Origin of the sequence: Streptomyces sp. NPDC005791, assembly GCF_042871485.1 — a bacterium.
Classification (GTDB): Bacteria; Actinomycetota; Actinomycetes; order Streptomycetales; family Streptomycetaceae; genus Streptomyces.
The window spans coordinates 34682-53156 of record NZ_JBIAIP010000001.1 but is presented as its reverse complement, the minus strand read 5'-3'; the positions used below and the strand labels follow the sequence as shown (position 1 = coordinate 53156).

Below are 18475 nucleotides of genomic sequence, written 5' to 3'. Positions count from 1 at the left end.
CCTGCGTGGGCGCACCTCAACCGGTCGGGTTGTGCCGTATCAGGGACTCCACCAGCCCCGAGCGGGTCGCCGGATAGTCGAGCGGGACGATGCCGAGGCCGGTCCAGCCCGACGCCTCCGCCCCGTCGAGGAACGCGTGCACCTGCGGGTTGAGGCGGTCGGAGTTCCAGCGCGGGGGAAGCAGGGCGGCCGTGCTGACGTAGTTCATGAACAGCTTGCCGGGCTGCTGCGCCGCCTTGCGGAACTGCGCCTCGATCTTGGAGTACTTGGCGAACGGCTCCGCCATGTAGTCGTCCTGGATGTCGAAGAGCGCGGAGTCGGCGTACCGGACGCCCGGCAGGCCCCCGTTGTCGGCGAGCAGCACGACCTTGCCACGGGCCCCGCCCAGGTCCGGGAGCGTGGAGTCGAGGCGGAGGAGGGACCGCCAGCCCTTGCCGTCGAGATAGAGGTCGAAGATCCGCCGGAACGCGGCGTCGCTCTCCTCGGAGTACTCCTGCTTGACCCGCATCAGCACCGTCTCCGACGGCCGCCGGGCCAGGAAGTCCCGGCAGGCGCCCAGCACGTCGTCGAAGTTCAGGTTCTGGTACGAGGCCCCGTGATGGATGGCGTACGCGTCGCCGCTGATCCGGCAACGTATGTCGAGGAAGCGGATGCCGCTGTCGAGCTGCGCGGCGATCGTGGTGTTCTGGCACTCCGTCCAGAGGCCGCCGAAGCGCGCTCCCGCGTTGTGCGTTCCCGGGATGGTGAGGCGCCGCAGCGGGGTGGCATCGGCGATGCCGGCCATCCAGTCCTGGGTACCGAGGGTCTTGGTGGGGGCGGCGACGGCGGGCGCTCCGCCGATGAGGACTCCGGCGGTGGCGGCGAGGGCGCCGGTGAGGAAGGTCCGGCGGCTGGCGGTGTACGGGCTCATGCGGAAGGGGCCTCCGTCGGCTGTGGGGAGCTCCGATTATGTCGGGTACACCTCAATGCCGGAACGGGGCCTGCCCCCATCACCGCCCACGCGGCCGAATCTCGCCGCCCGTCGGACACCTCGGCCGACAGGGCTCTCGGAGCCGCACGACCACAGTCCCCGGCATCGGCAGATTCTGAATTTCACAAACTTACGTTTTCCATGATTGCGTGCTACCTTTACGGGGATGGCGACAGAGGTAGGAGGTCATCACTTGACTGCAGCCACAGCCACACTGCGCACGAACGGGCAGATCACGCTGCCCAAGGCCATTCGGGCCGCCCTCGGGGTGGAGCAAGGCGACGAGCTCGAGTTCGAGATCACCAGCGCCGGCGAAGTGACGGTGCACGGACTTACCAAGATCCGCTCCGACCAGGCCTGGTTCTGGACTCCGGAGTGGCAGGAGGGCGAGCGCAGGGCCGCCGAGGACATCGCCGCCGGGCGCACCTCCGTTCACGAGGACGCGGACAGCATGTTCGCGCACCTCGACGAAGACTGACCCCTGACACCGGGAGGCCCGATTGCCGACTTTTGAGACGACTGCCCACTTCAAGCGCGACTTCAAGGCTCTCAAGCCCGAGGAGCAGAAGCGCTTCGAAGACGTCATCCGGAAGAAGTTCGTCCCGGATGTGGAGCGAGGGCAGTTCCGACCCGGGCTCCGGGTCAAGCCGGTTCAGGGCATTTCAATGCCGCAGGGCGCACGCCCCGTCATGGAGATGACATGGGCGCCCGACGGTCGCGCAACCTGGCAGTACGGGGACGAAGTCCGTCCAGGGGAGACGCACATCCTGTGGCGCCGCGTAGGGGGACATGCAATCTTCGTCCCCGGACCGGCCTGAACAAGCCGACGGCCCGCCACTTCCCGTGGCGGGCCGTCGGTGTCCCGGGGCCCGTTCGCGGGCCGTGCGGGGCTACTGCACGATCGTGATCCGGTCCGTCGCCGGCGGGGCCAGCGGCGCGGAGGCCGTGGAGTGCGCCGCCAGGTAGGCGTTGAACAGGTCCAGGTCGGACGCGCCGACCAGCTTGTTCGTGCCCTGGCCGAGGGCCGCGAAGCCGTCGCCGCCGCCCGCGAGGAACTCGTTCATCGCGACGCGGTACGTCTTCGCCGGGTCGATCGCCTCACCGTTCAGACGGATCGTGTCCGCGACCACCCGGTCGGCGCCCGCCTTCGTCATGTCCAGCGTGTAGGTGAGGCCCTTCGAGACCTGGAGGATCTTCGGGGACGCCGCGTTGGAGCCGCTGACCTGCTGCTGGAGCGCGGCCACGAGCTGCGCACCGGTCAGGTCGACGACGTTCATCATGTTGGTGAACGGCTGGACGGTGAACGCCTCGCCGTACGTCACCACCCCGTCGCCCTCGCTGCCGGACGCGGCGTACACCAGGTCCGAGCGGATACCGCCCGGGTTCATGAACGCGACGACCGCGCCTCCCTTGTCCGCGGGGGCGAGGCCCTCCAGCTGGGCGTCGGCGATGAGGTTGCCGAGCGGCTTCTCGGGTGACGTGGAGCCACGGCCGTTGATGTCGGCGCTGATGAAGCCCTGCGGCCGGCCCGCGATCGGGGCGGCCAGCGTGTTCCAGCGGGTGATCAGCGCGGTCATGTCGGCCGCCTTGGCCTGGTCACGGCTGACGACGTGGTTGGCCGACTCCACCGACGTCCGCACGATGTCCTTGGTACGCCGGTCGTAGGTGAGGGTGGTGTCGGTGTAGACCTTGCCGAACGACGAGGCCGAGGTGACCATGCGCGGCTTGCCCGCCGGGTCCGGGACCGTGCAGACGTACGCCTGGTGGGTGTGGCCCGTGACCAGGGCGTCGACCTTCGGCGTGATGCCCTTGGCGATGTCGACGATCGGCCCGGAGATGCCGTCACCTGCGCCCGGGCTGTCGCAGTCGTAGTTGTACGACGAGGAGGCCGCGGCCCCGCCCTCGTGGATCAGCGCCACGATGGACTTGACGCCCTGACGGTCCAGCTCCTTGGCGTACTTGTTGACCGTCTCGATCTCGTCGTGGAACTTCAGGCCCTTGACGCCGTTGGCCGTGACGATGTTCGGCGTGCCCTCCAGGGTCACCCCGATGAAGCCGATCTTGACGCCGTTCTTCTTCCAGACCGTGTACGGCTTGAGAACCGGCTTGCCGGTCTTCTCGTCCGTCACGTTGGCCGCGAGGTACGGGAAGTCCGCGCCCTCGAACTTCTTGCCCTTCTCGTAGCAGCCCTCGACCGGGTGGCAGCCGCCGTTCTGCAGACGGGCGAGCTCCGTGGCCCCCTCGTCGAACTCGTGGTTGCCCACGGCCGTCACGTCGAGGTCGAGCCCGTTGAGCGCCTCGATCGTGGGCTCGTCGTGGAAGAGCCCCGACAGCAGCGGGCTCGCGCCCACCATGTCGCCGCCGGCCGCGGTCACGGAGTACGGGTTGCCCTTGCGGGCGGTACGCAACGAGGTGGCGAGGTACTCGACGCCTCCGGCCGGTACCGACTTCACCGTGCCGTCGGCCTGCGTCTCGCTGACCGCCCCCGCGGAACCGGCCGGCGGCTCCAGGTTGCCGTGCAGGTCGTTGAAGGAGAGCAGCTGCACGTCGACGGTGCGGGACGGGTGGCCGTGTCCGTGCCCCCGGTCGTGGGCACCGGCCGGCATCGCGGCGACGAGCGCGCCGACGGTGACCAGCCCGGCTGCGGTGGCGAGCACCCGCCGGGGCGCACGGTTCTTCTGCGGATGCGGAGTCGCTGACATCGGTCCCCTTCGATTCTCTGGATCCTGCGAGCCGCAGCCTAGGGTCAACGCGCGTAGCGCGACAGGTGTACAGGGTTACGAACTGGTTGCCGCGCCCCCAGAAAGGGGCTGATCACCCGTTGGGGGTATATATGCGAGCATAAACGTCACCGCACACATATGATCCGCAAACCTGTACCCGTGGACAACGAACTCACTGCCGAGGCAGTGGTACCGGCCCAGCACCGGGGCGAACTTCCGGCGGGCTTCTACGAGATGGTCGACGACCTGAAGTCGATCGTGCGGGGCGCGCATGCGCGCGCGCAGCTCAAGGTGAACACCGAGATGCTCCAGATGTACTGGGCGATCGGGCGGACGATCCTGGAGCGGCAGGGGGAGGAGAAGTGGGGGACGAAGGTCGTCGAGCGCATCGCCACGGAGCTGCGGACCGAGTTCCCGAACCAGAGAGGGTTCAGCCGCAGCAACCTGCACTACATGCAACAGATGGCCCGGACGTGGCCTGACTCAATTGTCCAACAAGCTGTTGGACAATTGCCGTGGGGCCACATCACCACCCTCATGGACAAGTGCAAAACCCGCTTCGAGCTGGACTTCTACGCTCAGCACGCCGTCCACCACGGCTGGTCCCGGGATCGTCTCGGCACACACATCCGCAGCCGGCTCCACCTGGCGCAGGGCGCGGCCGCCAACAACTTCGACGTCACCATCCCGGAGCAGTCCGAGGCCGCGACGCAGATCTTCAAGGACCCGTACCGCCTGGACTTCACCCACCTGTCGGACACCGCCGCGGAGCGCGACCTCGAGGACGCCCTGGTCACCAGGATCGTCCAGTTCCTCACCGAACTCGGCTTCGGGTTCGCCTTCGTCGGCCGCCAGTACCCGATCACCGTGGGCGATACGGAGTTCCGCATCGACCTGCTCTTCTACCATTTCAGGCTTCACCGCTTCGTGGTGGTCGAGCTGAAGACCACCAAGGCCCAGCCCTCCCACCTCGGGCAGCTCAGCTTCTACGTCACCGCGGTGGACCGCCTCCTGCGCGACCCCGAGCGGGACGACCGGACGCTCGGCATCCTCATCGCGGAGAGCCAGGACGAGACGACCGTCGAATACGCCCTCCAGTCACAGAACCAGCCCCTCGCCGTCAGTACGTACGCCTCCCTCCCCTCACGCGTACGGGAGCTGATGCCCACCTCGGACGACCTCTCCCGCATCGCTCGCGAAGTCCTGCACCGGTAGCCTCCGGCCGCCCGCCCCCGCGCCGTAGGCTCGTACCCATGACGACTGACGCACCTCTCCCCTCCCCCGGGCGCGAGATCGAGACCCTCGACGCGCTCACCGCCGAGCAGGCCCAGGCGGTGTCCGCCCTGCTCGCCGAGGCCGCCGAGGCCGACGAGCGACAGGCGGTCTCGGAGCAGGGGCGGCTGCAGCTCCGGGGCGGGTTCCGTGAGGGCGTCCGGCATTTCCTGCTCACCGTCGACGGGGCGCTCGCCGGATACGCGCAGCTGGAGGACACCGACCCCGTCGAGGCCCCCGCCGCCGAGTTGGTCGTGGCCCCCACGCACCGGGGCCGTGGACACGGGCGGGCCCTGGGAGCCGCGCTGCTCGCCGCGACCGGGAAGCGGCTGCGGGTATGGGCACACGGCGGCAAGGCGGCCGCCCGGCATCTCGCACAGGTGCTCGGCCTCTCCCTCTTCCGCGAACTGCGCCAGCTGCGCCGACCGTTGACGGACCTCGACATCGCCGAGCCGACCCTCCCGCAGGGTGTCACCGTCCGCACCTTCGTGCCGGGCCAGGACGACGCGGCCTGGCTGGCCGTGAACAGCGCCGCGTTCGCCCACCACCCCGAGCAGGGCTCGCTCACCCAGCGGGACCTGGACGACCGCAAGGCCGAGCCCTGGTTCGACCCGGAGGGCTTCTTCCTGGCCGAGCGCGACGACGCGATCATCGGCTTCCACTGGACGAAGGTGCACGCCGAGGACGAGCTCGGCGAGGTCTACGTCGTCGGCATCCTGCCCGACGCCCAAGGCGGCGGCCTCGGCAAGGCGCTCACCGCGATCGGCCTGCGTCATCTGGCCTCCCGGGGACTGCCCACGGCGATGCTCTACGTGGACGCCGACAACCCGGCGGCCCTGTCGGTGTACGAGCGGATGGGCTTCGCCACGCACGAGGTCGACCTGATGTACCGCACGGAGTCCTGACCGCGCCCGACCGGGGAAGGGGCGGCGCCACTTGACGCCGCCCCTTCTTTCCGACACCCTTTCACTACTCAATTAGTGAAAGGGTGGTGAGCATGGCAGAGTCCGCAGCGGTCGAATACCGCATCGACCGGCGCAGCGGCGTCGCCACCTACCTCCAGATCGTGCAGCAGACCAAGCAGGCGCTCCGCCTCGGTGTGCTGGAGCCGGGCGACCGGCTGCCCACGGCACGCGAGGTCGTCGAGGCCACGGCGATCAATCCCAACACCGTCCTCAAGGCCTACCGCGAACTGGAACGCGAAGGCCTCGTCGAGGCCCGCCGCGGCCTCGGCACCTTCGTCCGCCGGACCCTCGGCAGCGCGGCGGTCACCACCGATCCGCCCCTGCGGGCCGAACTCACCGAGTGGACCCGCAGGGCACGCGCAGCCGGACTGGACAAGGACGACGTGGGCGCGCTCTTCGCCGACGTACTGGACAGCACATTCAAGGGGGACCAGGACTGATGACAGGCGTCGCGATCGAGGCGAACGGCCTCGGTATGACCTATGGGCGAAGGCGTGGGTGGGCGCTGCGCGACTGCTCGTTCCGGCTGCCCACCGGACGGATCTGCGCTCTCGTCGGGCCCAACGGCGCCGGGAAGTCCACGCTGCTCGCCCTCACCGCCGGCCTGTTCCGGCCAACCGAGGGGTCGGTGCGGGTGCTCGGGGGCGCACCCGCCGGGGCCCGGCCCCGTATCGCGTACGTCGCGCAGGACAAACCGTTGTATCCGCAGCTCACCGTGGCCGACACCCTGTGGGCGGGGGCCGAGCTCAACCCCGGCACCTGGGACCGCGCGGCCGCCGGCCGGGTCGCGGCCGCACTGCCGCAGGACGCGAAGGTCCGGACGCTCTCCGGCGGGCAGCGCACCCGGCTCGCCCTCGCGCTGGCACTGGGCAAGCGGCCCGAACTGATGCTGCTGGACGAGCCGATGGCCGACCTCGACCCCCTCGCCCGGCACGAGCTGATGGGCGCCCTGATGGCCGAGGCCGCCGATCACGGAACCACCATCGTGATGTCCTCGCACATCCTCACCGAGCTGGAGGGCTCCTGCGACTACCTCCTCCTCGTCGACGGCGGCCGGGTGCGGCTCGGCGGCGAGACCGACGACATCGTGGCCGCGCACTCCGTCCTCACCGGCCAGGCCCGCGACCTGGCACCCCACACCGTCGTCGAGTCGCGCACGACGGGACGTCAGCTCACCGCGCTCGTGCGGAGCGCGGGCCCGGTGGACCGCACCGCGTGGGACGTCACGGAGCCGTCCCTGGAGGAGCTGCTGCTGGCGCACCTCCGCTCCCCCGAGGCCCCACCCCTGCTCACACCGAGCGCGCACGCCCACGAAGAGGTGGCCACGGTATGAGCACCCTCACCACACTGCGCGGCCCCGCCCGCGTCGTCGTGCGCCAGCACCGGCGGACCCTGTGGACGGCGAGCGGGCTGACGCTCGTCGCGGTCGTCGGCCTGATCGCCGTCGCCCTGCGGTCGTCCCACGTCGCCGAGGTCTTCGCGGCGAGCAACTGCCCGGTGGACGGCTCCGACGGGGATCCGGACTGCATGCGGACAGCCCGCACCTATCTGGACAGCATGTTCGAGTACCGCGGGGTCTTCGACGACTTCTCCCTGGCCCTGATGGCCCTGCCGGTGCTCTTCAGCGCTTTCGTCGCCGGCCCGTTGATCGCCCGGGAGCTGGAGAGCGGCACGTACAAGCTGTCCTGGACCCAGTCCGTGTCGCCGGCCCGCTGGCTGACCGCGAAGCTCGCCGTGCCCACCGTGCTGCTCCTGACCGGCACGGCCGTTCTGTCGGTCTTCCTCCACCGGGCGCGGTCCTACGCGGACAGTCCCTACCCGGCCGAGTGGTACACCGCGTACGTCTACTCCACCACGGGTACCGTGCCGGCCGCCCACGTCCTGTTCGGCCTCTGTGCCGGGGCGCTCATCGGGCTCCTGGTCCGCCGCACCCTCCTCGCCCTTGCCGTCTCCGCGGTCGTCACCGGCACGGTGATCACAGCGTTCACCTACCTCCGCGCCGGACTGTGGCCCCCGCGCACGGTGACCGGCGCGAATCTGGACGTGAGCCCGAACATCTGGTGGGTGGAGGTCGGAGACCTGACCAGCAGCGGTGAACGCCTCTCACAGACGGTGTGCTCCCAGTCCGCGTCCGAGGCGGACCGGCTCCAGTGCATGACCGCACACGACATCACCAGCCACTACCTCGACTATCACCCCGCCTCCCATTTCTGGCCCCTCCAGCTCGTCGAGACCGGCATCCTGCTCGTCCTCGCCGCCCTGTCCCTGGCGCTCGCCTTCCGGGTGCTGCGCCGACGCCAGGGCTGAGCGCCCCCTGCCCGGGCTTCGGGGGGAGTCCGGGCAGGGGGGCGCCCACGGGGACCCGGCTGTCACCGGGCCCAGGTGTCACCGGCCCGGGGGGTTCACCTACGGTGAGACAGGGACGACCCCGCAGTCACACCGCTCCCTGGACGTCATGTCGCCGTTACCGGCCATTCAGACAGGCTTGCGACCCTCACGGGATGCAGCCAGCTGTGCCCGCCCCCCGCAACAGGAGCGGCCCCGCTCCAGGGCCCACTTCCGCTTCTTCCGCGATCTTTATGGGCTCCGACGCGCCTGAGGAGCCGAACGCGCGGAAGAATAGGTCCATGAGCCAGCAGCCCAGCTCCGACGTCCCGGTCCAGCCCGTCCAGCCGTCGGTCGGCTCCCTCGCCGCCCACCGGCCGCACGCCGTCGCGGGCTCGGTGCCCGCCGGTCTGTCCACAGCCGCCGATCTGGACCTCGGTCTGGACAGCGACCCGGACACGTACGAGCCCGACCCGAACGGCGACGAGCTGCCGCAGGGCAGGTTCCTCGACCGGGAACGCAGCTGGCTCGCGTTCAACGAACGCGTACTCGAACTCGCCGAGGACCCGACCACACCGCTGCTCGAACGGGCTAATTTCCTCGCGATCTTCGCCTCGAACCTGGACGAGTTCTTCATGGTCCGGGTCGCCGGCCTCAAGCGCCGCATCGCGACCGGTGTCGCCACCCGCTCCGCGTCCGGGCTGCAGCCCCGCGAGGTCCTCGACCTGATCTGGACCCGCTCCCGTGAGCTCATGGCCCGGCACGCCGCCTGCTACCAGCAGGACATCGCGCCCGCCCTGTCCGACGAGGGCATCCAGCTCGTCCGCTGGCCCGATCTGACCGAGAAGGAACAGGCCCGCCTGTTCACCTTCTTCCGGCAGCGGGTCTTCCCCGTGCTGACCCCGCTGGCCGTCGACCCCGCGCACCCGTTCCCGTACATCTCCGGGCTGTCACTGAACCTCGCCGTCGTGGTGCGCAACCCCGTCAGCGGTCACCGGCACTTCGCCCGTGTCAAGGTCCCGCCGCTGCTCACGCGCTTCCTGGAGGCGTCCCCGCAGCGCTATGTCCCGATAGAGGACATCATCGCGGCCCACCTCGAAGAGCTCTTCCCCGGCATGGAGGTCCTCGCCCACCACATGTTCCGGGTCACCAGGAACGAGGACCTGGAGGTCGAGGAGGACGACACCGAGAACCTCCTCCAGGCCCTGGAGAAGGAGCTCATGCGGCGCCGCTTCGGCCCGCCGGTCCGCCTGGAGGTCGAGGAGTCGATCGACCCGTACGTCCTGGACCTGCTCGTGCGCGAGCTGAAGATCTCCGAGACCGAGCTCTACCCGCTGCCGGGCCCGCTCGACCTCACCGGGCTGTTCGGCATCGCGTCGCTGGACCGGCCCGAGCTGAAGTACCCCAAGTTCGTCGCCGGCACCCACCGCGATCTCGCCGAGGTCGAGTCCGCCTCCGCGCCCGACATATTCGCCGCCCTGCGCGAACGCGACGTACTGCTGCACCACCCGTACGACTCCTTCTCCACCTCCGTCCAGGCCTTCCTGGAACAGGCGGCGGGCGATCCGGACGTCCTCGCGATCAAGCAGACCCTGTACCGGACCTCCGGCGACTCGCCGATAGTGGACGCCCTGATCGACGCCGCCGAGGCAGGCAAGCAGGTCCTCGTCCTCGTCGAGATCAAGGCCCGCTTCGACGAGCAGGCCAACATCAAGTGGGCCCGCAAGCTGGAGGAGTCCGGCTGCCACGTCGTCTACGGCCTCGTCGGCCTGAAGACCCACTGCAAGCTGTCGCTCGTCGTCCGCCAGGAGGGCGACACGCTGCGCCGCTACTCCCACGTCGGCACCGGCAACTACCACCCGAAGACGGCCCGGCTCTACGAGGACCTCGGCCTGCTGACCGCCGACCCGCAGGTCGGGGCGGATCTCTCCGACCTCTTCAACCGGCTCTCCGGCTACTCCCGCCGCGAGACCTACCGCCGGCTGCTGGTCGCCCCGAAGTCCCTGCGCGACGGGCTGATCGCCCGCATCAACAAGGAGATCACCCACCATCGCGCCGGCCGCCCCGCCTACGTACGCATCAAGGTCAACTCGATGGTCGACGAAGCGGTCATCGACGCCTGCTACCGGGCCGGGCAGGCCGGAGTCCCGGTCGACATCTGGGTCCGCGGCATCTGCGCGATCCGCCCCGGCGTCACCGGCCTCTCCGAGAACGTCCGGGTCCGCTCCATACTCGGACGCTTCCTCGAACACTCCCGGGTCTTCGCCTTCGGCAACGGCGGCGAACCCGAAGTATGGTTCGGCAGCGCAGACATGATGCACCGTAACCTCGACCGCCGGATCGAAGCACTGGTCCGCGTCACCGACCCCGCGCATCGCGCCGCCCTCAGCAGGCTCCTGGAAACAGGTATGTCCGACACCACCACTTCCTGGCACCTGGGACCCGACGGAAACTGGACCCGGCACTCCACGGACGCGGACGGGCAGCCGCTGCGGCACGTACAAGAGATGCTCATCGACGCCCGGAGGCGCAGGCGTGCGACGCCCTGATCATCAGACGACGACCCTCTCCGCGGAAGCGGTCCTCGCGCCCTACCTGCGCGAACAGGCCGCCTGCTTCCTGCGGGGCCTGCGCCTGCACCGCGAGCACAGCGCCCCCGCGGACGCCGGCACGCGGAGCGCCGACGAGGCCGCCCGCGCGCTGCGCCACGCGGCACGCCGGATCAGCGGCACCCTGCACACCTTCCGGGGGGCGCTCGACCCGGCCTGGGCCGACCAGCTCCGCGCGGAACTGGCCTGGCTCTCCGGCACCCTGGCCCGCGAACACGCGTACGCCACCCGGCTCGGCCGGCTCCTGGAGGCGCTGCACCAGCTCTCCGGTGCCTCACTCCCGGCAGCCCGGCCCGCTCCGGGGGGCGACCAGGACACGGGCGACAAGGAGCGGGCGGCCCTCGGCGTCGGCGCGGCCCGTGCCGGGGCGCTCCTGGAACGCCGGCTGACCCTCGCCCGGACCCGCGCCCACTCGGCGGCGCTCCAGGCGCTGGGCTCCTCCCGCTTCCACGCCGTCGCCGACGCCGTCGCGCTGCTCGCCTCGGAGGTGCCCCTGGCTCCCTCCGCGGCGGGGCCGGCGGACAGCGTCCTGCACGACCCGGCGGAGCTCGCCGAGCAGCGGATGCTGGACGCGGTGGCAGGCCTCCCGCCCGACGAGGCGGTGGAGCCGTACAACGAGGCCCACGACGCCCTCTGGCAGCAGGCCCGCCTGCTGCTCCGACTGCACCGGTACGCCCACGAGATGCTGCGGGGTACCCCCGATCCGGCCCTGACCGGTCCTGGGCACGCGCTGGACCTGCACCGGGACGCGGCGGAGGCCGCCGCGGCAGCGGCAGCGGCGGCGCGCACCCCGCGCATCGCCCCGGCGACGGCGTACGCCCTCGGTGTGCTCCACGCGGACCAGCGGCACGAGGTGGAAGCGGCGCGGGGCGTGTTCCGGGAGACCTGGCCGTACGCGGCGGCCGTGACCGCGCCATGAGCGACGTCGTGCTCGCGGCGGGCTGCGTGCTCTGGCGCCGGCCCGCGAACGGCGGCGGCCCGGAGGTCTGTCTCGTCCACCGGCCCCGCTACGACGACTGGTCGTTCCCGAAGGGCAAGCTGAAACGCGGCGAGAAGGCGTTGGAGGCCGCCCTGCGCGAGGTCCTGGAGGAGACGGGCCACCACTGCGTGCCGGGCGCCGCCCTGCCGACCGCCCTGTACACGGCGAACGGACGGCTCAAAGAGGTCAGCTACTGGGCGGCCGAGGCGACGGGCGGCGCGTTCGTGCCCAACGACGAGGTCGACCGGCTGGCCTGGCTCTCCCCCGGGGTCGCCCGGGACCGCCTGAGCCGCCCGGGCGACCGCGTCCAGCTGGACGCCTTCCTGGACACCTTCCCGGACGCACCCCGAGGCCACTCTCCCGCGGGCGGCCCGCGCGCCTGAGGACCGGGCTGCCGGAACCAAGCCTTCCGGCGCATGAGGACACGGAGACGCGAAGCCCCGCAAACGCGGCACGGCGACGCGGCTTCGCTCCGTCCTGCCGCGGCGCGGAACCAGCCCGCCCGACACGGTTCACCTGCCGTTCACCCTGCCCCGTAGGCGGCTTCACCTGTTCTGCCTAATTTCGGACGTACACGGTGCACGGCGCCAAGCCGCCGCACCACTCCTCATCGCACGCCGCCTCGTCCCCACCAGCCGCGGCGGCTCCTGGAAGGAACACCCCGAAAGTGAAGCTTCAGCGCAAGAACCGGCTTCGTGCCACCGCGCTCGGTGCCCTCGCCGTCTCCGGCGCCCTGGTCCTCACGGCGTGCGGTTCGGACGACAACACCAGCACCGATGCGAGCGGCGGCAAGACCAGCGCGGCCGCGTCGAACATCAAGTGCGACGGGGCCGAGGGCCAGCTGCGCGCTTCCGGGTCCAGCGCCCAGAAGAACGCGATGGACCTCTGGGTCAAGAACTACATGGCCGCCTGCTCCGGTGTCGAGATCAACTACGCGTCCTCCTCCTCCGGTGAGGGCATCGTCGCGTTCAACCAGGGCACCGTCAGCTTCGCCGGCTCGGACTCGGCCCTGAAGCCCGACGAGGTCGCCGACTCGAAGAAGATCTGCAAGACGGGCCAGGGCATCAACCTCCCGATGGTCGGCGGACCGGTCGCGGTCGGCTTCCACCTCGAGGGCGTCGACAAGCTGACGCTGGACGCCTCCACGCTCGCCAAGATCTTCGACACCAAGATCAAGAAGTGGAACGACCCGGCGATCGCCAAGCTCAACGAGGGCGTCAAGCTGCCGGACAAGGCCATCCAGCCCTACCACCGCTCCGAGGACTCCGGCACCACGCAGAACCTCGGCAAGTACCTCGCCGCAGCCGCCCCGAGCGACTGGAAGTACGAGGCCGAGAAGAAGTGGCCCGCCCCCGGTGGCCAGGCCGCGTCCGGTTCCTCCGGTGTCGCCAGCCAGGTGAAGGCCGTCGACGGCTCCATCGGTTACTTCGAGCTGTCGTACGCCAAGTCGCAGGACATCACCACCGTCGACATCAACACCGGTGGCGCCGCCCCGGTCGAGGCCACCTCGGAGAACGCCTCCAAGGCCATCGCCGCCGCCAAGGTCAAGGGCACCGGCAAGGACCTGGCGCTCGAGCTCGACTACACCACCAAGGCCGAGGGCGCCTACCCGCTGGTCCTGGTGACCTACGAGGTCGTCTGCGACACCGGCAACAAGGCCGAGACCCTCGGCACCGTCAAGTCCTTCCTGGGCTACGCCGCCTCCGCGGACGGCCAGAAGGTCCTGACCGACGCCGGCTACGCCCCGATCCCCGAGTCGATCAACGCCAAGGTCCGCGAGACGGTCGCCGGCCTCAAGTAACCCGGAACCGCACGACACGCACGCACAGGCGGGCCGGTCCGGCGCACCCCTCCGGACCGGCCCCCACCGCCCGACCCATCCGGTGCACCGCCGCCAGGGGAGCCAGCCGCTCCCCCACACAGACCGGAAAGACCATGGCTTCCACGACACCACTCGACGTCCCACCGGCTCCGCCGGAAACACGCAGCCGCCCCAAATCCACCGGGCGCGCAGGCGACAAGGTCTTCCTGGGCCTCTCACGCGGCTCGGGCATCCTGCTGCTGGTGATCATGGCGTCGATCGCCGTGTTCCTCAGCTACCGCGCCTACCTCGCGCTCTCGGAGAACGAGGGAAACTTCTTCAGCACCTTCGACTGGAACCCTGCCGGTGACCCGCCGGTCTTCGGCATCGCGGTCCTGCTCTTCGGCACCGTCATCAGCTCGATCATCGCGATGGTCATCGCGGTTCCGATCGCTGTCGGCATCGCCCTCTTCATCTCGCACTACGCGCCGCGCAAGCTGGCCGCCCCCCTCGCCTATGTGATCGACCTGCTCGCCGCGGTGCCCAGCATCGTCTACGGCATCTGGGGCGCTCTCGTCCTCGTCCCGTACCTGGAGGGTCTGAACCTCTGGCTCGACCAGTTCTTCGGCTGGACGTACTTCTTCGAGAAGACCGAGATCGGCGCCGCCCGTTCGCTCTTCACCGTCGGCATCCTGCTCGCGATCATGATCCTGCCGATCGTGACCAGTGTCAGCCGCGAGGTCTTCCTCCAGGTCCCGAAGATGAACGAGGAAGCGGCGCTCGCCCTCGGCGCCACCCGCTGGGAGGTCATCCGTCTCTCGGTGCTGCCCTTCGGCCGCTCCGGCATCATCTCGGCCTCGATGCTCGGCCTGGGCCGTGCGCTCGGTGAGACGATGGCCGTCGCCACGGTCCTGTCGCCGAGCTTCCTCATCTCGCTGCACGTGCTCAATCCGGGCGGCGGGACCTTCGCCCAGAACATCGCGGCCAAGTTCGGTGAGGCCAACCCCCTCGGACGTGACGCCCTGATCGCCTCGGGTCTCGTCCTCTTCATCCTCACCCTGCTGGTCAACGGCGCGGCCCGGCTCATCATCGCCCGCCGCAAGGAGTACTCGGGGGCCAACGCATGACCACCACCACCGACATCCAGGACAACCGTCCGCGGATCTCGCCGGAGCCCGCCAAGGGCGGCCTCAGCAGCCGCGCCCTCCCGCGCTGGTCCCCGATCGGCTTCGCCGTCGTGGCGATCGCTCTCGGGGTGGGGCTCTCCCTGGCAGCCGGCTGGCACAGCCGCATCCAGTGGGGCCTCATCTCCGCCCTGCTCTTCCTCGCCCTCTCGTACGTCGCGACGACCGTGGTCGAGAACCAGCGCCAGGCCAAGGACCGCCTGGCCACCAGCATCGTGTGGGTCTGCTTCCTCGTCGCCGTCGTCCCGCTCGCCTCACTGCTCTGGACCACGATCGTCCGTGGCTCCGAGCGCCTCGACGGCTACTTCCTCACCCACTCGATGGCCGGTGTCCTCGGACCGGAGCACAGCGGTGGCGTCTACCACGCGCTGATCGGCACCCTGGAGCAGGTCGGTATCGCCACGGTGATCGCCGCCCCGCTCGGCCTGCTGACCGCGGTCTACCTGGTCGAGTACGGCAAGGGCGCGCTCGCCAAGGCCGTCACCTTCTTCGTCGACGTCATGACGGGCATCCCGTCCATCGTGGCCGGCCTCTTCATCCTGTCGATCATGCTGATGGCGGGCATCGAGCCGTCCGGCCTGATGGGCGCGCTCGCCCTGACGATCCTGATGATCCCGGTCGTGGTCCGCTCCACCGAGGAGATGCTCAAGCTCGTCCCCAACGAGCTCCGCGAGGCCTCCCTCGCGCTCGGCATCCCGAAGTGGCGCACCATCCTGAAGGTGGTCCTGCCCACCGCGATCGGCGGCATCACGACGGGCGTCATGCTCGCCATCGCCCGTATCGCCGGTGAGACCGCGCCCATCATGCTGCTGGTCTTCGGCAGCCAGCTGATCAACGGCAACCCCTTCGAAGGCGCCCAGTCCTCGCTGCCGTTCTACATCTACGAGCAGTACAAGGTCGGCGAGGTCGCGTCCTACGACCGCGCCTGGGCCGCAGCACTGGTGCTGATCGCCTTCGTCATGATCCTCAATCTGGTGGCCCGCGGCATCGCCCGCTGGAAGGCCCCGAAGACCGGCCGCTGAGGCCACGCAGAAAGCAGTTGATTTCACATGGCCAAGCGCATCGACATCGGCGGCCTCAACGCCTACTACGGCTCCCACAAGGCCATCGAGGACATCTCGATGACGGTGGAGCCCCGCTCCGTGACCGCGTTCATCGGTCCGTCCGGCTGCGGTAAGTCCACCTTCCTGCGCACCCTGAACCGCATGCACGAGGTCACCCCCGGGGGCCGCGTCGAGGGCAAGGTGCTGCTGGACGACGAGGACCTGTACGGTTCCGGCGTCGACCCCGTCACCGTGCGCCGCACGGTCGGCATGGTCTTCCAGCGCCCGAACCCCTTCCCGACCATGTCGATCTTCGACAACGTCGCGGCGGGTCTGCGGCTGAACGGCTCGTACCGCAAGAGCGAGCTGTCGGAGATCGTCGAGAAGTCCCTCAAGGGCGCCAACCTCTGGAACGAGGTCAAGGACCGCCTGAACAAGCCTGGCTCCGGCCTCTCCGGCGGTCAGCAGCAGCGCCTGTGCATCGCCCGCGCGATCGCGGTCGAGCCGGACGTGCTGCTGATGGACGAGCCGTGCTCGGCGCTCGACCCGATCTCGACCCTCGCCATCGAGGACCTGATCGGCGAGCTGAAGGAGCGCTTCACGATCGTCATCGTGACGCACAACATGCAGCAGGCGGCGCGCGTCTCGGACCGTACGGCCTTCTTCAACCTCTCGGCGGTGGGCAAGCCCGGCCGGCTGATCGAGATCGACGAGACGGAGCGGATCTTCTCCAACCCGTCCGTCCAGGCGACCGAGGACTACATCTCGGGCCGCTTCGGATAGACGACCAGAGACGGCCTTGGGGTGCTGCATGGCGGTGCCACCACAAGGCAAGGGCCCGCCCCCGCTCTCCACAGGAGAGCAGGGGCGGACCCATATCCCGGCCAGGCGCGTCGAAGCCCGTCCAGCGGTCGATCGAGGGCGAGGCGGCCACCGGCCGGCTAGGCCCCGCTCACCCGAAGAGCAGGACGACGACCCCGTAGCTGAGCGCGGCCACCAGTGCCGCGGCCGGCATCGTGATGAACCAGCCCAGGATGATGTTCTTGGCCACGCCCCAGCGGACGGCGTTCACCCGCTTCGTCGCGCCGACACCCATGATCGCCGAGGTGATCACATGAGTCGTGGAGATCGGTGCGTGGAACAGGAACGCCGAGCCGAACATGATCGACGCGCCGGTCGTCTCGGCGGCGAAACCCTGCGGCGGATCCAGCTCGATGATCTTCCGGCCGAGCGTACGCATGATGCGCCAGCCACCGGCGTACGTCCCCAGGGACAGCATCGTCGCACAGGCGATCTTGACCCAGATCGGGATCTCGTCGTTCGGGCCCTCGACATCGGCGATGACCAGCGCCATCACCACGATGCCCATCGTCTTCTGGGCGTCCTGCAGACCGTGGCCGAGGGCCATGCCCGCCGCCGAGACCGTCTGCGCGATACGGAATCCGCGCTTGGCCTTGTGCGGGTTGGTCTTCCGGAATATCCACATGATCCCGACCATCACCAGGTAGCCGACGACCAGGCCGATGACCGGCGACAGGAACATCGGGATGACGATCTTCGACAGCACCCCGTCCCAGTGCACCATCGTCCCGCCGGCCAGCGCCGCGCCGACCATCCCGCCGAACAGGGCGTGCGAGGACGAGGACGGGAGGCCGTAGTACCAGGTGACGAGGTTCCATATGATCGCGCCGACCAGCGCCGCGAAGAGGATTCCCATCCCCTTCTGGCCCTCGGGCGTGGCGATCAGCCCTTCACTGACGGTCTTGGCGACCCCCTGGCCCAGGAAGGCACCTGCGAGGTTCATCACAGCGGCCATCGCCAGAGCCGCACGCGGGGTCAGCGCCCGGGTGGAGACCGAGGTGGCGATGGCGTTCGCCGAGTCGTGGAAACCGTTCGTATACGTGAAGCCGAGCGCGACCCCGATGGTCACGATCAGCGCAAAGGTGTCCACGAGGTTCAGGACTCCTTGACCGCGATGGTCTCCACGGTGTTGGCGACGTGCTCGAACGCGTCAGCCGCCTCTTCCAGTACGTCCACGATCTGCTTGAGCTTCAGCACGTCCATGGCGTCGTACTTGCCGTTGAAGAGATGGGCCAGCAGCTTGCGGTGGATCTGGTCGGCCTGGTTCTCCAGGCGGTTGACCTCGATCCAGTACTCGGTGAGGTTCTCCATGGTCCGCAGACTGGGCATGGCCTCGGCGGTCAGTTCCGCCGCTCTGGCCAGGACCTCGATCTGCTGCTCGACACCCTTCGGGAGCTCGTCGATCTGGTACAGCACGACCAGGTCGACGGCCTCCTCCATGAAGTCCATGATGTCGTCGAGCGACGACGCGAGGTTGTAGATGTCCTCGCGGTCGAACGGCGTGATGAAGGAGGAGTTCAGCTGGTGGAAGATCGCGTGGGTGGCGTCGTCCCCCGCGTGCTCCGCTGCCCGCATACGCTCCGCGATCTCGACTCGGGAGGCAGAATCCGCCCCGAGCAGTTCCATGAGGAGCTTCGAGCCCGTGACGATGTTGTCCGCGGATGCGGAAAACATGTCGTAGAAGCTCGTCTCCCTGGGGGTCAGACGAAAGCGCACGTGGGGTCCTCGGGGTGCTTTGGATTC

General features: G+C 69.4%; 18 protein-coding genes. 14 read left to right on the top strand and 4 right to left on the bottom strand.

The annotated features are described in order from the left end of the window. Positions 1-16: 16 nt before the first annotated feature. Positions 17-910, bottom strand: coding sequence for a phosphatidylinositol-specific phospholipase C (locus ACFYSH_RS00280; RefSeq protein WP_388749911.1), 894 nt, complete (start codon positions 908-910; stop codon positions 17-19). 253 nt (positions 911-1163) lie between these two features. Here ACFYSH_RS00280 and ACFYSH_RS00275 point away from each other — a divergent pair, with 253 nt between their 5' ends. Both ACFYSH_RS00275 and ACFYSH_RS00270 read left to right on the top strand, forming a co-directional pair. Continuing rightward, positions 1164-1448 carry an AbrB/MazE/SpoVT family DNA-binding domain-containing protein gene (locus ACFYSH_RS00275; protein ID WP_388749908.1) on the top strand — a complete coding sequence of 95 codons (285 nt, stop codon included), beginning with the start codon at positions 1164-1166 and terminating at the stop codon, positions 1446-1448. A gap of 22 nt (positions 1449-1470) precedes the next feature. Next, complete coding sequence (locus tag ACFYSH_RS00270) at positions 1471-1788, top strand: hypothetical protein (protein ID WP_388749905.1); 318 nt, start codon at positions 1471-1473, stop codon at positions 1786-1788. A gap of 72 nt (positions 1789-1860) precedes the next feature. Here ACFYSH_RS00270 and ACFYSH_RS00265 read toward each other — a convergent pair whose 3' ends face one another. Then, a complete protein-coding gene (locus ACFYSH_RS00265) occupies positions 1861-3672 on the bottom strand; it encodes a bifunctional metallophosphatase/5'-nucleotidase (RefSeq protein ID WP_388749902.1) in 1812 nt (603 codons plus the stop codon). Between the two features lie 180 nt (positions 3673-3852). Between ACFYSH_RS00265 and ACFYSH_RS00260 the strand changes: the two genes are divergently transcribed. The 12 genes from ACFYSH_RS00260 (at position 3853) to pstB (ending at position 16654) form a co-directional block, all read left to right on the top strand. After that, positions 3853-4908 (top strand): PDDEXK nuclease domain-containing protein, encoded by a 1056-nt coding sequence (locus ACFYSH_RS00260; RefSeq protein ID WP_359467487.1) that lies wholly within the window; start codon positions 3853-3855, stop codon positions 4906-4908. Between the two features lie 38 nt (positions 4909-4946). Further along, on the top strand, positions 4947-5870 hold the full coding sequence (mshD, locus tag ACFYSH_RS00255; protein WP_388749899.1) for a mycothiol synthase: 924 nt from the start codon (positions 4947-4949) through the stop codon (positions 5868-5870). A 92-nt stretch (positions 5871-5962) separates the two neighbouring features. Next, entirely contained in the window at positions 5963-6370 is a 408-nt protein-coding gene (locus ACFYSH_RS00250; protein WP_359467481.1) for a GntR family transcriptional regulator, read from the top strand. After that, positions 6370-7263 (top strand): ABC transporter ATP-binding protein, encoded by an 894-nt coding sequence (locus tag ACFYSH_RS00245; RefSeq protein WP_388749895.1) that lies wholly within the window; start codon positions 6370-6372, stop codon positions 7261-7263. The genes ACFYSH_RS00250 and ACFYSH_RS00245 overlap by 1 nt, the downstream gene beginning before the upstream one ends. Next, complete coding sequence (locus tag ACFYSH_RS00240) at positions 7260-8237, top strand: hypothetical protein (RefSeq protein WP_359467475.1); 978 nt, start codon at positions 7260-7262, stop codon at positions 8235-8237. The genes ACFYSH_RS00245 and ACFYSH_RS00240 overlap by 4 nt, the downstream gene beginning before the upstream one ends. Positions 8238-8557: 320 nt before the next feature. Beyond that, complete coding sequence (locus tag ACFYSH_RS00235) at positions 8558-10804, top strand: RNA degradosome polyphosphate kinase (RefSeq protein WP_359467472.1); 2247 nt, start codon at positions 8558-8560, stop codon at positions 10802-10804. Next, complete coding sequence (locus tag ACFYSH_RS00230; RefSeq protein WP_388749892.1) at positions 10791-11783, top strand: CHAD domain-containing protein; 993 nt, start codon at positions 10791-10793, stop codon at positions 11781-11783. The genes ACFYSH_RS00235 and ACFYSH_RS00230 overlap by 14 nt, the downstream gene beginning before the upstream one ends. Continuing rightward, on the top strand, positions 11780-12226 hold the full coding sequence (locus ACFYSH_RS00225; protein ID WP_388749889.1) for an NUDIX hydrolase: 447 nt from the start codon (positions 11780-11782) through the stop codon (positions 12224-12226). Before ACFYSH_RS00230 ends, ACFYSH_RS00225 begins: the two co-directional genes overlap by 4 nt. Before the next feature lie 284 nt (positions 12227-12510). Further along, positions 12511-13644: a phosphate ABC transporter substrate-binding protein PstS gene (pstS, locus tag ACFYSH_RS00220; RefSeq protein ID WP_359467464.1), complete on the top strand. Its 1134-nt coding sequence runs from the start codon at positions 12511-12513 to the stop codon at positions 13642-13644. A 134-nt stretch (positions 13645-13778) separates the two neighbouring features. Continuing rightward, the gene (gene pstC / locus ACFYSH_RS00215) at positions 13779-14771 is read left to right on the top strand and encodes a phosphate ABC transporter permease subunit PstC (protein WP_359467461.1); all 993 of its coding nucleotides are present in this window, start codon (positions 13779-13781) and stop codon (positions 14769-14771) included. Next, the gene (gene pstA / locus ACFYSH_RS00210) at positions 14768-15850 is read left to right on the top strand and encodes a phosphate ABC transporter permease PstA (RefSeq protein WP_388749884.1); all 1083 of its coding nucleotides are present in this window, start codon (positions 14768-14770) and stop codon (positions 15848-15850) included. The genes pstC and pstA overlap by 4 nt, the downstream gene beginning before the upstream one ends. Positions 15851-15877: 27 nt before the next feature. Beyond that, positions 15878-16654 (top strand): phosphate ABC transporter ATP-binding protein PstB, encoded by a 777-nt coding sequence (gene pstB / locus ACFYSH_RS00205; RefSeq protein WP_388749881.1) that lies wholly within the window; start codon positions 15878-15880, stop codon positions 16652-16654. 169 nt (positions 16655-16823) lie between these two features. Here pstB and ACFYSH_RS00200 read toward each other — a convergent pair whose 3' ends face one another. Both ACFYSH_RS00200 and ACFYSH_RS00195 read right to left on the bottom strand, forming a co-directional pair. Continuing rightward, the gene (locus ACFYSH_RS00200; protein ID WP_359467453.1) at positions 16824-17822 is read right to left on the bottom strand and encodes an inorganic phosphate transporter; all 999 of its coding nucleotides are present in this window, start codon (positions 17820-17822) and stop codon (positions 16824-16826) included. Between the two features lie 5 nt (positions 17823-17827). Further along, the gene (locus ACFYSH_RS00195) at positions 17828-18448 is read right to left on the bottom strand and encodes a DUF47 domain-containing protein (RefSeq protein ID WP_014154965.1); all 621 of its coding nucleotides are present in this window, start codon (positions 18446-18448) and stop codon (positions 17828-17830) included. Positions 18449-18475 lie beyond the last annotated feature (27 nt).